12 protein-coding genes are annotated in these 15276 nt (G+C 33.6%); 4 read left to right on the top strand and 8 right to left on the bottom strand.

Features of this window, described 5'->3' with window-relative positions:
• Positions 1-23: 23 nt before the first annotated feature.
• The 4 genes from RT99_RS11875 to RT99_RS11860 all read right to left on the bottom strand — a co-directional run bounded on the left by RT99_RS11875 (position 24) and on the right by RT99_RS11860 (position 5172).
• Positions 24-977, bottom strand: a complete 954-nt coding sequence (locus RT99_RS11875; protein WP_042564978.1) for a Fic family protein — start codon at positions 975-977, stop codon at positions 24-26.
• 63 nt (positions 978-1040) lie between these two features.
• Positions 1041-2825: a chloride channel protein gene (locus RT99_RS11870; RefSeq protein WP_042564977.1), complete on the bottom strand. Its 1785-nt coding sequence runs from the start codon at positions 2823-2825 to the stop codon at positions 1041-1043.
• Between the two features lie 83 nt (positions 2826-2908).
• The gene (gene ggt / locus RT99_RS11865) at positions 2909-4591 is read right to left on the bottom strand and encodes a gamma-glutamyltransferase (protein WP_042564976.1); all 1683 of its coding nucleotides are present in this window, start codon (positions 4589-4591) and stop codon (positions 2909-2911) included.
• Positions 4588-5172, bottom strand: a complete 585-nt coding sequence (locus RT99_RS11860; protein WP_042564975.1) for an ACP phosphodiesterase — start codon at positions 5170-5172, stop codon at positions 4588-4590. Before RT99_RS11860 ends, ggt begins: the two co-directional genes overlap by 4 nt.
• Positions 5173-5483: 311 nt before the next feature.
• On the opposite strand from RT99_RS11860, the gene glmM reads away from it, so the two are divergent.
• A complete protein-coding gene (gene glmM / locus RT99_RS11855) occupies positions 5484-6872 on the top strand; it encodes a phosphoglucosamine mutase (protein WP_042564974.1) in 1389 nt (462 codons plus the stop codon).
• Positions 6873-7139: 267 nt separating this feature from the next.
• Here the strand turns inward: glmM and RT99_RS11850 are convergent, their stop codons facing one another.
• Entirely contained in the window at positions 7140-9530 is a 2391-nt protein-coding gene (locus tag RT99_RS11850; protein ID WP_042564973.1) for a TonB-dependent receptor, read from the bottom strand.
• Positions 9531-9761: 231 nt separating this feature from the next.
• Positions 9762-10634: a lysophospholipid acyltransferase family protein gene (locus tag RT99_RS11845; RefSeq protein WP_042564972.1), complete on the bottom strand. Its 873-nt coding sequence runs from the start codon at positions 10632-10634 to the stop codon at positions 9762-9764.
• 110 nt (positions 10635-10744) lie between these two features.
• Here RT99_RS11845 and RT99_RS11840 point away from each other — a divergent pair, with 110 nt between their 5' ends.
• The gene (locus RT99_RS11840) at positions 10745-11383 is read left to right on the top strand and encodes a rhomboid family intramembrane serine protease (RefSeq protein WP_042564971.1); all 639 of its coding nucleotides are present in this window, start codon (positions 10745-10747) and stop codon (positions 11381-11383) included.
• A gap of 51 nt (positions 11384-11434) precedes the next feature.
• The gene (locus RT99_RS11835) at positions 11435-12127 is read left to right on the top strand and encodes an SIMPL domain-containing protein (RefSeq protein WP_042564970.1); all 693 of its coding nucleotides are present in this window, start codon (positions 11435-11437) and stop codon (positions 12125-12127) included.
• Positions 12128-12209: 82 nt separating this feature from the next.
• Here RT99_RS11835 and RT99_RS11830 read toward each other — a convergent pair whose 3' ends face one another.
• Entirely contained in the window at positions 12210-13445 is a 1236-nt protein-coding gene (locus tag RT99_RS11830) for a cystathionine gamma-synthase family protein (RefSeq protein WP_042564969.1), read from the bottom strand.
• 211 nt (positions 13446-13656) lie between these two features.
• Positions 13657-13974 carry a helix-turn-helix domain-containing protein gene (locus tag RT99_RS11825; protein ID WP_242607197.1) on the bottom strand — a complete coding sequence of 106 codons (318 nt, stop codon included), beginning with the start codon at positions 13972-13974 and terminating at the stop codon, positions 13657-13659.
• Positions 13975-14126: 152 nt separating this feature from the next.
• On the opposite strand from RT99_RS11825, the gene RT99_RS11820 reads away from it, so the two are divergent.
• Positions 14127-14666, top strand: a complete 540-nt coding sequence (locus tag RT99_RS11820) for a YceI family protein (protein ID WP_042564967.1) — start codon at positions 14127-14129, stop codon at positions 14664-14666.
• Positions 14667-15276 lie beyond the last annotated feature (610 nt).

Below are 15276 nucleotides of genomic sequence, written 5' to 3'. Positions count from 1 at the left end.
GTAACAAAAAACGCTAACCTAAGTTAGCGTTTTCTTTTTCGTGTAAGCATATATTCGTCTATGGCTTCTTTGGTTGTATACCAGTTTCGACCTTCTTTATAAGCGTCTATTTTTCCTGTTCGGGCAAGTAAACTAATATATTCCTGACCGTAAGGAGTTTCTGGTTCGCTCACAATATTAATTATCGGTTGATAATCGTAACTGCTTCCCGGCATAGCACTTAAGTAAATATTTAAAGTTCGCTCCAAAGCCTGACACATCAAAAGGGTTAGTTTTTGATAATTGCCGTTATTGGCCTGATTAAGCGCTTCGTAATATTTTTTTCTGTCATTTTTGAGAATAATAGCCGGTGGAAAACCACAACGCATCAACAATAAATTCATACTTAAACGAACGGTTCTGCCATTTCCATCAAAGAAAGGATGAATCCAGACTAATTTATGATGGTAAATTGTTGCCAGTTCAATATCGTTTAAACCTAAAGGATTTGTATTTATAAAATCAATTAGTTCATCCAGATAATCTGAAACTTTATTGGCATTTGGAGGCATAAAATTAGCACCAGAAATTCTAACGCCTCCATTACGTAAACGTCCTGCAAAATCATCTTCAATAGAACGAAGGACTAATCCATGAATAGAAAGAATGTCAATACTTCGAAGCTTGTAATTATCATCAACAATTGAGTATAGATAATCAATGGCTTTGTCGTGATTGTGGGTTTCGAAATGCTCTCGCAAAGATTTTCCTTTTATGGTTATTCCTTCCTGAATAACCATTTGGGTTTCGCGCAAACTCATGGTGTTTCCTTCAATACTATTCGAATTGTATGTCCATTCCAGAGATAAACTTTCACGAATTTTATGCAAAGCGATATTTGGCAATGGTCTGCTGTTTTGCAAATCAAGCCTTTTTTGGTACAATCTATCAAAAGTTGATTGAAATTCTTCTCTGTATGTTACGTCTATATTCCACATAATCCCGCAAAGATATGTCTTAATATCGGATAACTAAAATTTTTAACTTATCCGATATTAAGCTTATTCAATTGTCATAGAACGCAACTTAGTTCGGTAAGCTTCGAGGGCAATAGATTTAGAAATAAAACCAAAATATTTTCCGTCGCGTAAGACAGGTATAAAGGCCGATTTTGATCTTTCAAATTTAGTCATAACCACTTCCATACTATCAAAAGAGGAAATCACAGCCGGAGGTATTTTCATTACATCTTTAATCAAAGTATATTTGACACGATACGGATTAAAAATAATTTCGCGAATATCATTAAAATGAACCACGCCAACAAGTTCGTTTTCTTTCGTGACAACGGCAAAAACAACCTGATTAGAATGCGAAATAAGATCGACTAATTTCGTTAGATGTTCATCTGGAGAAACCGTTAAATAATCGCATTGTATAATAGTGTCAATATCTAAAGTTGAAAGAATATTAGAATCTTTATTGCTCGTAAAAGCATGTCCTTTTTTTGCCAGGTTTTTTACGTCAAGCGAATATTTTTCAAAGCGTTTTGAAATCGCAAAACTTATAGAAGAAACAATCATAAGCGGAATCATTAAGCCATAACCACCGGTAATTTCGGCAATTAAGAAAATTGCAGTAAGTGGCGCATGAAACAATCCACTCAAAATACCAGCCATTCCAACCATAGTAAAATTACTAATAGGCAGTTTTGATAAGCCAATCAAAGTGATAAATTTTGAAAAGAAATAACCCAAATACGATCCCATAAATAAAGAGGGAGCAAAGTTTCCTCCGTTTCCTCCACTTCCAAGGGTTAATCCGGAAGCGTATACTTTTACCATCATCGTGCATCCCACAAAAAGAAGTAAAACCCATTGGTTGTTTCTAAAATCGGCAAACAAGGTATTGTCTAATAATTGTCCGGGATCACTTTCTGATAAAGTTTTGATACTCTCATAACCTTCACCAAAAAGGGTTGGAAAAATAAAAATAAGCAATGCCAATAAGGAAGAACCGATTAGTGCTTTTTTATACGGTCCCATTTTTAAATGGGAAAAATAATGCTCGACTCTCTGAAAATTTCGGGCATAATAAACCGCAACAAAACCGGTTAAAACACCTAAAAGAACATAAAAAGGAATGTTATGATAATTAAAAGTTTCTTGTTTTTTGAAAGACAATAAAATGCTTTCGTCTAATAAAATAGCAGAAACCAAAGCACCGGTAGCAGCCGAAATCATAATAGGGGTAAAGGCAGAAATACTAACATCTACCAATAAAACTTCGATCGCAAAAAGAACTCCGGCAATAGGAGCATTAAAAGCGGCTGAAATTCCTGCGGCAACTCCGCAGCCAATAAGTAAAGTTCTGTCTCTATAAGATAATTTGTAGCCTTGAGCGTAATTGGATCCAAAAGCAGCTCCTGTTATTACAATTGGACTCTCTAATCCGGCAGAACCTCCCAAACCTACAGTTAAGGAACTTGTAATGATTTGGGCATACATTTGTTTTTTAGGAATAATACTGGCTTTTTTTGCAACAGCATATAAAATTTGTGAAGTACCTTTTTGAATCGTGCCGTTCAAAACTTTTTTTACAACAAATACAGTTAGTAAAATACCAATTATAGGTAAAATACCATTAATGAAGTTTAATTTAAGGATTCCGTTTATATAGGTCGCAAAAGAGAAAACACTATGGGCAAATGTTTTTAAAACAATTACAGCCAATGAGCAGGAAATACCAACTAATACACTTGATAAAAAAATAAATTGCTTTGGGGTCAATATAGATTGAGCTAAAGCAATAATGCTCTCTAGTCTGCGAAAAAGTTTTCTTAACATTATTTGTTTAAAAAGTTAGGTAAACTACAAATTTAGGGCATAGAATTCGAAAATGTAAATTATTTCCGTTTATTTTTTAGAATTTAAAAACCAGAAGCCGCATCGTCTCCTCGAAAATCGGCACCTCCTTCAAGATTTTTGTTTGGTAAAACCAAAATTGCATCGACTTTACCAAGTACGGGAGTTGGTTTTTCGTTAATCAAATAACCTTTAGATTTTAATAGGTCTAAAGTTTTGATATCAAAAGCATCAGCTTCAAAATTAATAAGATCCGGCAGCCATTGATGATGAAAACGTGGAGCATTTACAGCTCCCTGCATACTTAGTTTGTATTCGTAAACATTTAAAATAGTCTGTAAAACAGAAGTAATAATAGTAGATCCTCCAGGAGTTCCCACAACCATAAAAAGTTTTCCGTTTTTTTCTACGATTGTTGGCGTCATAGAACTCAACATACGTTTTTGAGGAGCAATACTATTGGCTTCGCTTCCGACCAGACCAAACATATTTGGAGATCCGGGTTTTGCACTAAAATCGTCCATTTCGTTATTGAGAAAAAAACCTAATTCGTCACAATAATATTTAGAACCGTAACCATCATTTAAGGTTGTAGTTGCAGCAATTGCATTTCCAAATTGGTCTACTATTGAATAATGTGTGGTTTCGGTACTTTCGTTATACGTTATTTTTCCTTCTTTTATTTCAGATGACAAACTGGCTTTTTCAACATTAAAAGTCGACATTCTATCTTTTAAATAGGCATCAGAGAGTAATGCTTTTACGGGAATTTTGACAAAATCAGGATCCCCCAAAAACTGACTCCTGTCAGCATAAGCTCTTCGTTCTGCTTCAACAATTACCTGAATTGCTTCTGGCGAATTATGACCCATTTTTGCCAAATCATAAGGAGCAATCATTTTCAGGATTTGCGCCAGACAAATTCCGCCGCTGCTTGGCGGTGACATCGAAGTGATTTTTAAATCTTTGTAATTAAACTGAAGCGGTTTTCTCCACTTGGCTTCGTATTTGGCGAGATCTTCAAGTGTAATAATTCCACCTTTTTTCTTTAAGTAATCTACAAGAATTTTAGCGGTTTCTCCTTTGTAAAACTCATCCCGACCATTTTTAGAAATTCGTTTTAATGTATTGGCAAGAGCAGGATATTTAATAGTATCTTTTTCCTTAAAATTAGTTGCCAAAAGCGTTGTAGAACCGTTTACTTTTACGATCGATTCCCGATAATTATTCATACTTTTTTCCTGCTTTTTGGTAACAATAACGCCTCTTTCGGCAAGAGCGATAACAGGTTTTAAGATTTCGGACATTGGTAATGAACCAAATTTTTTATGTACCGCAAAAACTCCGGCAATAGTTCCGGGAACACCAATGGCAAGCGCAGTTTCTGTACTTTTTCCTTTTATAACATTTCCATCTTTATCCAGAAACATATCTTTTGATGCTGCCAAAGGCGCTTTTTCACGATAATCCAGAGATCCAACTTCGCCATTTGCTTTTCTGTAAACCATAAATCCGCCACCGCCAATGTTTCCTGCAAAAGGAAAAGAGACTGCCAAAGCCAGTTCGGTACCAATCATGGCATCAAAAGCATTTCCGCCTTTTTTCATGATTTCAACCCCAATTTTGGATGCTTCTTCACGGGCAGAAACCACCATCGCTTTTGAAGTTACTAATCCTGTTGGATTTGTAGAAACCTGAGCTGAGCAGCTAATATAAATAAGGCTTAATAAAAGCGTAATTTTCTTCATAGTGATTGTAGTTTTTGACGGGCATGCAGTTTTATGTCTTCAAAAAACACGGTAAATTCCTGTTCAAAGTCGTCATAGAATTCTTTTAATTCTTCACTGGCAAATTGCATTTTTGATATGTTTTTTGATCTTCTGTCCATTTGCGTTAAAATTTGATGAATTCCTTCAACGGTTCTGTAACTCAAAAGCCAGTTTTGATCAATCATGTAGGGCATCATACCTTGTGTTTTTTCGGTTAGAATGTCATAATTTTCATGTAAGGAACTATAAAATCTATTAATGAAATCTTCGAGTTTTTCATCAGAATAATTAGACCAGTTTTTAGCTAAAAAATGATCATAAACAATGTCTACAATCACCCCCGAATAATGATGGTATTTTTCATGTAACCGCTTGGTGCTTTGTCTGAAAATATCGTGCGAATCGGTATAAGTATCAATAAAACGATGCAAAATAATTCCTTTCTGAACATCTTCGGGAAAATGTTCGAATTGTTTTCCGCGAATTCCATCGGCCATAAAATTGCCAATTTTGATTAAATCATTTTCACCGGAAAGATATATGTGGGCAAGGAAGTTCATTCTTTTTAATTTGCTAAGTTTCTGAGAGGCTAAGATTCTAAGTTTTTCTTTTTTAAAGTTGCTACCAGAAACTTCGGGACTAAGAAATTAAGTTGTTTTAGTAAAAGTATGAAATCTTTTTTAAATCGTTTTTACCAGTAGACTTCACAATATAAACTTAACATTTTAGTTTATTTTTAAATATTGGAATCTTAGCAACTTAGTCCCGACGCTTCGGGATAATAACTCTTTTAAAAAAATCTTAGCCACTTAGCATCTTAGAACCTCAGTATCTTTTTTATATTTGTAACCGGTAACTATAACTCAAAAAAATGACTTTAATAAAATCAATTTCCGGTATTCGTGGAACGATAGGAGGAAAAGTAGGCGATAACCTGACTCCTGTTGATGCTGTAAAATTTGCATCGGCTTACGGAACCTTTTTAAAAAATAATACTTCAAAAGAAAAACTAACGGTTGTAATTGGTCGTGATGCCAGAATTTCTGGTCCGATGATTCACAATCTTGTTGTAAATACGTTAATTGGTCTAGGGATTAATGTTATTGATCTTGGACTTTCGACAACACCAACTGTTGAAGTTGCAGTGCCTTTGGAGAAAGCAGATGGCGGAATTATTCTTACTGCTTCTCATAATCCAAAACAATGGAATGCTCTAAAATTACTGAATGAAAAAGGAGAATTTTTAAGCGGTGCCGAAGGTGCTAAAATTCTTGAAATTGCCGACGCTGAAGCCTTCGATTTCTCGGATGTAGACAGTTTAGGCGAAATCACGATGAACGACGCTTATATGGATATTCATATCGACGAGGTTTTGAATTTGCCTTTGGTTGATGTCGAAGCGGTAAAAGCAGCAAAATTTAAAGTTGTTGTCGATGGAGTAAATTCTTCTGGCGGAATTATTATTCCGAAATTATTAGAATTAATGGGCGTTGAAGTAGTAAAATTATATTGCGAACCAAACGGACATTTCCCTCATAATCCGGAACCTTTAAAAGAACATTTAACTGATATTTCTGAATTGGTAGTAAAAGAAAAAGCCGATTTGGGAGTTGTAGTTGATCCTGATGTGGATCGTTTGGCTTTTATTTGTGAAGACGGGGAAATGTTTGGTGAAGAATATACACTAGTCGCTTGTGCTGATTATGTGTTGAGCAAAACTCCTGGAAATACGGTTTCGAACATGTCATCTTCACGTGCTTTGCGCGATGTAACTGTTGGACATAAAGGAAATTACGAAGCCAGTGCAGTAGGCGAGGTGAATGTGGTTGAATTGATGAAAAAGAACAACGCGATTATTGGCGGTGAAGGAAATGGCGGAATTATTTATCCTGAATTGCACTACGGACGTGATAGTTTGGTAGGAGTTGCATTGTTCCTGACACATTTGGCGAATATAAAAATGTCAGTTTCGGCATTACGTGCTTCATATCCGGAATATTATATGAGCAAAAATAAAATTGAATTAACGCCACAAATTGATGTTGATGCTATTTTAGTTGCAATGACTGAAAAATATAAAAACGAAGATATTTCGACAATAGACGGTGTAAAAATTGATTTTGCTACAGAATGGGTTCATTTAAGAAAATCAAATACAGAACCTATTATTCGTATTTATACCGAAGCTCCATCTCAGGAAAAAGCTGATGTTTTGGCACTTCGAATTATAGACGAAATAAAAGCAATTGCGGGAATTTAAGTGAGATTTAACCGCAAAGCACGCAAGGTTTTTTATTCGTAAATCCTTAAAAACATAAAGTTCGCAAAGGTTTTTTTAAAAGTGTGTTAACACAATAGAAAGTTCGCAAAGTTAAGTCAATACAAAGCTTTGCGAACTTTGTGCTTTAGAAGGCTACATAGATAAAAATCTTTGCGAACTTTGCGGTTAAAAAAACATCTTACCGTTTGATTAAAAAAAAATGCCCCGAACGTGAGTCCGGGGCATTTCTATATGTTTTAAATTCGATTAGAATTTATATGTTAAGCTTCCCATAATTGTACGTGGAGCCTGAACGTTGATTGTTGTATAACCATTAAAGTACAATTCGTCTGTAAGGTTGTTTACTTTCAATGAAACTCTGTATTTAGGCTGATCGTAGTATAATGCAGCATTTACAACTGAGTAAGACGGAAGTTCAAAAGTTTGTCCAGGTCCTGCATTGTAGATGTATGTTGCATCTCCGTAGTTACCTCCAAATCCTAAACCTAAACCTTTAAGTGTAGTAGTTTGTAAATTGTAGCTAAACCAGTAGTTGATTAAGTTTTCTGGTCCTGCAGTTGCTGGTCTTAAATCGTTTAACTCAGAATCATTTTTAGCATAACCAACCAATAAATTTAATCCTGCAATTGGGTTAGCCGTAATTTCTAATTCAAAACCTTTACTAAATTGTGTACCATTTTGTATGCTTGCATTTGGCAAATTTGGATCAGCTGTTACAATATCTTCAACTTTAATTTTGTAATAACTAATTGTAGCACTTACTTTATTTTGAAAAGCATTTACTTTTACACCACCTTCAAACTGATTGGCTTTTTCAGGATCAAATTGTTTCATTTGAAGAGCTCCATCAACATTTGCATTTAAGAACCCTTTGTTTGTAAAACTATTTTGATAGCTACCAAATACAGATAACTGGTCTTTTATGATTTGATAAACTGCACCAAATTTTGGAGAGAATGCATTTTGAGAAAACGTATCAGCTTTTGTATTAGTAACAGCATCAAATGTTCCCTGATTGTCAAAATGATCAAAACGTACTGCTGCCGAAAGAATTAAGCTTTCAGTAATGTTAATTGCATCTGCAACATAAGCACTGTATGTTGATATCGCACTATTTGTAGTATATGGGGTATTACCATTTCCAACAAGCGCATTTTTTACATTTGTTGGGTTAAAATCATAATAATTAGCCGCTGTTCCGCTATAGTTTACTGTATCGTATGGAGCATAACCAGGCAAACTTTGGTATCCTAATTTATTTGTACCGTGATAAATATCACCACCAATTAGGAAACGGTTTCTCATTGATCCAATTTTGAAATCGCCATTAAAGTTTTGTTGGAATTCTATAGCATTGTCTCTACCATTTGCATCCCATGCATTTCTTGATAATTGCTCGTCTTTTAAAAGATAAAACCAAGTTTGTAAACCCGCTGCTTTATTTGAGCTGCTGCTAAATACAGTTTGTGAAGTCCATTCATCAGAGATTTTATAATTAGCCTGTGCAAAAACATTAAATGTTTTCGTATTGGTCATAAATTCATCTCCTAAAAATGATCTTTTAAAGTTGATGTTAAGATCTTTAGCGTTATTAAATCCTAAATCTGCGCTAGAAGCAGAAAGGTATATTAACGGCATACCAGAGTTGTCCTGATTTCCAATTTCGGCATCAATAGAGATATTCAGTTTTTCGTTTACCTGATAAGAGAAAGACGGTGCTATAAAGTAACTTTTTGAATAACCGAAATCCTGAAAAGTATTTGCAGTACCAACAGAAGCATTTAATCTGAATAATGCTGTTTTATCGTCGTTAATTGGCGTGTTAACGTCAGCAGACAAACGATTAAAACCATAGCTTCCGCTTTGGTAAGCAATTTCTCCACCAAAATTTTCAGTAGGTTTTTTGGTTACGCGGTTGATTAAACCACCGTATGAAGAAAGTACGTTTCCAAATAATGTAGCAGATGGCCCTTTTATAACCTCAATTTTCTCAAGATTTGCAGCATCAGAATTACTGTTTACTTTTCCTGCAATACCATTTCTTACCAAACTCTGAGTTGTAAATCCACGTAGTGAAAACCAAGAACCTCCGTCACCGGCACGGTTAGTAGCTCCCCATAATTGGTATAAACCCGGAACGTTTTTCAACGCTTCATCCTGATTTGTTACCAATTGGTCTTTCATTAATTGTTTAGTAACAACATTGTAAACCTGAGCATTTTCAAGATTTTTGATCGTCATTCTTGAAACATACTCACTTTCTGTTTTAGTATATTTGTTAGCATTTCCTTTTACAAATACTTCAGTAAGAGTTTCAGATGAAGTTGTCAATGTAAAGTTTTCTGTAAGTTCATCTCCATCCTGAATAGAGATGCTTTTTTCTTTAGAGGAAAAACCTACCGCAGTAGCTCTTAAAGTATAATTACCCGGTTTGATGTTTTTAATCTCATAGTTTCCCTGAGCATCTGTGTTGGTTCCAATTTTTGTTCCTCTAATAGTTACAGAAACATTGTCGGCACTTTCATCACTAGATAATGAAACTCTACCTTTAATAGTACCTGTTTGAGCAAATGAAGTTACAGCTGCCAGCAACATTAGACTGCAGATCAACTTTGAAAATGATATTTTTACTTTCATGTTATTTAGAATTGTTTCGAATAGCACAAATGTATACGTTGTGTTAAAACAAACCAAATTATCTTTATTTATTCTAAATAATAAAGTAAATAACGCTTTTTGTTGTTCATTATTTAATAAATTATAAATTAAAACAAGTAATTCTCTTTTTTAAATATAATTGCTTGTTTAATCAAACAAAAAATCCAAAAAGCAATATGCGCTTTTTGGATTTTAATTTCTTCTAAAACATTATTCAACCTTATGCTTCCATCTTTTATGTGTCCATAAATAATATTCAGGACACTCATAAATTTGTTTTTCTACTTCTTTTAAATACTTTTCAGTAATTTCAAAATTTTCAAAGTCATTAGGATTATCAGCGATAGTTAAGAAAGTGGCTTCATAATAACCTCTTTTTACTTTTTTTACTTTTACCATTATCACGCTTAAATCATATTTTTTTGCAAGCATTTCGGCTCCCGTGTGTACAGGAACTTCAATACCCATAAATTTCATTGAATGAAAAATTCTGTCCAGTTTCGGAGACTGATCACTTGCCAATCCGTATAAACTTAATTTTCCTTCACGTTGATTTTGAGCCATAGTCGGAATAGCTTGTCTTGTCTCAATTAACTCTGTATTATATTTTGAACGAATTTCGCGGATTAATTTGTCAAAATAGCGATTGGCAATCCTTTTATATATTGCAATTCCCTGAAAACCAAGTTTAGGGTTAGTGGTCAAAAGCCATTCATAACTAGCATAATGCGAGGCAACTAGAATTACACTTTTACCTTTTTTTGCATAATCCTGTACGAGTTCAATATTAGTAACCTGAAATCTTTTCTCCATTTCTTCAGGAGAAATACTCATCGTTTTGATAGTCTCCAAAAACATATCGCACATGTGCTTGTAGAATTTCTTTTCAATTTCTTTTCGTTCAGCATCATTTAAATGCGGTAAAGTCATTGCAAGGTTTTCTCGTACAACTTTTTTACGATAACCTATAATGTGATATATAATAAAATATACGAAATCAGACAGCCAATAAAATATTCGAAAAGGTAATATAGAGATAAGCCAGAGTAAAGGGTAGGCCAATATATAAACGAGAAATTGCATGTAATTTTTTTTACAAATATAAAATAAAAATGAATAAAGATGGATATTTTGGTCTCATGCTAACATATGTTTAAGAATGACTATATTTACATTTCAAATTAAATATTTTTATGAATATCATTTTAATTGGGATTATAGTTGCCAATGTTTTATTTAGCTGGAAAGGTTTTGAAGATTATTCTTTTATGAGAAAATATGAGTTTCATGTAGGAAGTATCCGTTCCGGAGAACAAATCAGGATGCTGTCATCTGGTTTTTTGCATGTTGATATCATGCATTTAGTTTTTAATATGCTTACGCTTTGGTTTTTTGCCCCTGTGGTTTTAGGTTGGCTGGGTAATTTTTCGTTTGTATTGGTTTATTTTGGAAGTTTAATTTTTGGAAGTTTGCTAACAATGGTTTTCCATAAAAACGATTATAGTTACAGAGCCGTTGGAGCTTCTGGTGCAGTAACGGGTGTTTTGTATTCGGCAATTCTTTTACAGCCGGATATGATGTTGGGAATATTTTTTGTGATTCCAATTCCAGCCTATCTTTTCGGGATTTTATATTTATTGTATTCTATTTACGGAATGCGCGCTAAAAACGATAATATTGGTCATACAGCCCATTTTGGAGGTGCTGTGGGTGGTTATTTGATTACTTTGATAAAAGAGCCATCATTACTAACAGATCATACGTTGATGGTAATCTTGCTGGCGATTCCTATTGTGATACTTTTTGTGCTTGCAAAATTGGGGAAAATATAATGTGGCACAACTTTTGAAATGCCATTATTGAATAATTAAAATTTAACAAAAATGAAAAAACTAGTATTATTTTTAACAATCATGTTTATGACTATGTCTTACGGCCAGGAAACCAAACAAATTCCTCTAATTAATATAAATGGAGAAGGAAAAGTAAAAGTAGCGCCTGATCAGGTTTGTATTTCAGCTACAGTTGAAACAAAAGGGAATAATGCTAAAGACGTCAAAAAGCAAAACGACGAAAAAATGGATGCTGTTTTAAAATTCATTAAAAAAATGAATGTTCCAACAGCAGATTTTAAAACAAAACAAGTTGCGCTAAATCCGCAATACGATTACGAAAAAAAGAAAACAAGTTATAATGCTACTCAAACTGTAGAAATTGTATTAAAAGATTTATCTAAATACGATGAATTAATGGAAGGTTTGGTTCAACAAGGAATCAATCGTATAGATAAAGTTTCTTTTGAAACTTCTAAATTAGTTCAGTTACAGTCAGATGCTCGTAAATTAGCAATGAAAGATGCTAAAGTAAAAGCAGAAGATTATGTATCAGTTTTAGGACAAAAAGTAGGGAAAGCTTTTGTGATTTCTGATAATTCACAAATTTACCAGCCACAGCCAATGTATGCTGCAATGAGAATGAAAGAATCAGCAGATGCAATGGGGGCTTCGAACGAAACTCTTGCTATTGGAGAAATCGAAGTTACTGCAAACGTAAGTGTGAGTTTTGTTTTAGAATAAACTTCAATAAATTATAAAAAAAATCCAAATTCCAACTTAAAAATTGGGATTTGGATTTTTTTATATTTAATTGAAAAAAGATTTAGTACAATGCCTGAGTAAAGTCGTCTATTAAATCCTGCTTATCTTCAATTCCTATTGATAGTCGAATTAAAGAGTCTTCAATTCCCATTTCTTTTCTTCGTTCGGTACCAAGTTCATGAAAAATTGTCCTTGCGACCGGAATAGCGAGAGTTCTTGTATCTCCCAAATTACTGGATTTGATGACAATTTTCAAACGGTTTAAAAAAGTTACGCAATCAACTTTATCGTCTAATTCAAAACTCATCAAACCTCCAAATCCATCAAATAACTCAGATGCAATTTTATGTTGTGGATGACTTTCTAAACCAGGATAATTAACTTTTTTGACTAATTGATGATCTTCCAGAAAACGAGCTAAAATTAAAGCATTGCTGCAGGTTCTATCCAATCTTAAAGCCAAAGTTTCTGATCCTACCGAAATACTATGTGCGGCTTCCGGAGATAATGTACCGCCTCCATCTCTTAGACCCCTTTTTCTAATTTGAGTAATTCCGAGTAAAGCCGGAGAAATCTGTTCTTTTAAAATAGGAGCAATGTTGGAGAAATTATTCCAGTCATACAAACCCGTATCTGTAACGCTGCCTCCAAGTGCATTGCCGTGACCGCCTATATATTTTGTCAGCGAATTAATAACCAAACTGGCTTTGACATCAATTGACTTAAAAAGATATGGTGACGTCATCGTATTATCAACAACATATAGTAGAGTATTCTCTGAACAAAAAGTACCAATTTCATCCAATGCAGCGATTTGAGTAGCCGGATTTGCGATAGTTTCAACAAAAACCATACGAGTATTTTGTTGATACGCTTTTTTTACGTTCTCTATATTAGTAACATCCACAAAAGATATTTGAATACCAATTTCCGTAAATGTCTGCATAATACTTCTGGTGTTACCAAAGAGGTAAGAACTTGCAATAATGTGATCATCCTTTTTTAAAAGCGATGAAATAGTGGCACTTATGGCGGCCATACCAGTGGAGAAAGCCACCGTGGAAAGACCATTTTCCATTTGTGTTACCTTATTTTCTAATGCAGTCACCGTTGGATTGCCTTGTCTTGAATAAGCATAACCTTTTGTTTTGTTCTGAAAAACATCAATAAGTCCGTTTACATCCTCATATCCCCACGTTACAGCTGTATGTATAGGTTGATGTAATGCGCCAAATTCAGGTTTTAAAAGTCGGTCTGAATGTAATATTGTAGTAGTAAATCCTTTTTTATTTTTCATAGGTATTGTATGCGCAACTTGTGTTTTGTTAATGTCTAATTTATTTTAAGCTAAATTAATCAATAAAATAGTAGTATCCCGATTTGAGCAAGCACAATTAATATGGATAAAACATTAATGTCAAAGAGAAAAAAGTTTCCTTGTATTTCTGCAATTATGAATTGTATTTAACAAGTAACAGAGACCTGGAACTCTATTAAGACTTGATATCTCAATTATCAATGCGTGTTTCTAAAATTTCTTTTCTAAAATGAATACCCCAGTTTAAAATTTCATCTAGTAGTTTCTTCATGCTCTCTCCTAATGGAGTAAGTGAATATTCTACAGTTACTGGCATACTGTCATAAAGAGTGCGGGTAATAATTTTATTTGTTTCTAAAGCTTTTAGTTCCTGCGAAAGCATTTTAGGAGAAATATCCGTAATATCTCTTTGTATTTCTCCAAAACGTTTGTTTCCGTGATTTAAAGAAATAATTATAGGCAAGCGCCATTTTCCCTGAATAACCTCCAGAGTATCTCTTGCAATCATTAATCTATGTCGGCATACGTCATTTTTTTGATTCATATCTAATTTGGTTTAAAACAATACTTACTTAAATGTAACTACTTACTAAGAGGTAACTAGTATATATTAGATAGTAAATGTATATAATTTTGCTCATATAATAAATTGTAAAAATTATGAAAAATAAAACAACTTGGGTTATAGACCCAGTGCACTCCGAAGTGTTATTTAAAATCAAACATTTAGTTATCTCTTCTGTAACCGGTTCCTTTAGGAAGTTCGAGGGAAATGTAATTTCTGAAGGAACAGATTTTAGCAATGCAAAATTTGCATTTAGTATTGATGTAAAAAGTATAGATACAAATCAGTCACAAAGGGATGAACATTTACAAAGTGGTGACTTTTTTGAAGCTGGTACTTATCCTGAAATAACTTTTGAATCTACATCCTTTTTAAAAGTGGACAACAATCATTATAACATGATAGGGAATCTGACATTAAAAGGTGTAACCAAACCAATTGAATTGTATGTAGAATATGGCGGTTTTGAAAATGACGGACATGGGAATGTGAAACACGGATTTGAAATAACAGGAATAGTGAATCGAAAAGAGTTTGGAATGTCCTGGAACAAGATTACAGATAAAGGAGGTCTGGGGTTAGGGGAAGATGTAAAACTTATTGCAAATATTCAGATTTCTAAAATTGTGGAGTAGGATATTCTAAAGTTTATTTAAATGCACAAGGATTTTCCTTGTGCATTACTCTTTTGCTAACATATATATAGTATAAAAAGTATTTTGAGAAAAATGAGTATTGATTCTGAATTTACAAGTAAAAATTTTGGGAATATGTGTCTCCGCAATGGATAGAAACATATGATAAGGCTTTGAAATTAGTAAATGAGAATTTTTTTTAAAATGTAAATTTACGTGCTTAATACAAATAGTAAGAAAAATCGTTATTTAATTGAAAAAAGATTTTAGTCTAAAATTATTGTTATCAGAAAGTTAGGAAATAGTTTTAAAAAAGATTGAAAAAAAGTGCTGGTAAAGTATTGCGAATGTCAATAAAGGTTGTACTTTTGCACCCGCTTTGAAACACAAGCGAAACAAAATTGAAACACGTTCGTAGACATATTGAATTGACAGCCGCTTTAACAGAGATGTTAAGGCAAAAGAATAAGAGTAATAGAATCGAGAGATTTGAAAAGAACCGATAGAGAATCGTCGATAATAATTAGTCTTGATTTAATCAAGGCAAACAATATACGATGAAGAGTTTGATCCTGGCTCAGGATGAACGCTAGCGGCAGGCTTAACACAT

Source organism: Flavobacterium sp. MEB061 (genome assembly GCF_000834715.1).
In the GTDB taxonomy this organism is placed as follows: domain Bacteria; phylum Bacteroidota; class Bacteroidia; order Flavobacteriales; family Flavobacteriaceae; genus Flavobacterium; species Flavobacterium pectinovorum.
Note: the sequence above shows the minus strand (reverse complement) of the source record. Positions and strands in the feature narration are given on the sequence as shown.